General features: G+C 37.2%; 1 pseudogene. It reads right to left on the bottom strand.

Annotated features, from left to right (window positions below):
- A pseudogene (locus NRL14_RS20905) lies at positions 1 to 293 on the bottom strand (IS110 family transposase); the annotation flags it as partial.

Below are 293 nucleotides of genomic sequence, written 5' to 3'. Positions count from 1 at the left end.
TGCAGCCTCTTTATTGTTTACACACCCAAGCTCAGGCATGTCACTAAGTAAGTTAAACGCGACAACATTCCCAACGCCAGGCACACTTTGAATAATGTCATTCTTGACCTTATATTCGTCACATTCTTTGATGAGTTTTTGTAGTTTCAAATCTGATTTTTTAATGCCGTTAGGATAGGTTTTATTAGTGATGATATTGTTTTTGGCATTATCTGAGAACGGTTTTTCTCCATCGTTTGCATATCCATTAACTGCCTTCTTCTAGAAAGTAAATCACTCATCAAGCGCATCTG

The sequence above is a fragment of the Pseudoalteromonas sp. 20-92 genome (assembly GCF_030847595.1).
Taxonomy (GTDB): Bacteria; Pseudomonadota; Gammaproteobacteria; order Enterobacterales; family Alteromonadaceae; genus Pseudoalteromonas; species Pseudoalteromonas fuliginea.
The sequence above is the reverse complement of the archived record's forward strand: the minus strand, read 5'-3'. Positions and strand labels throughout refer to the sequence as shown.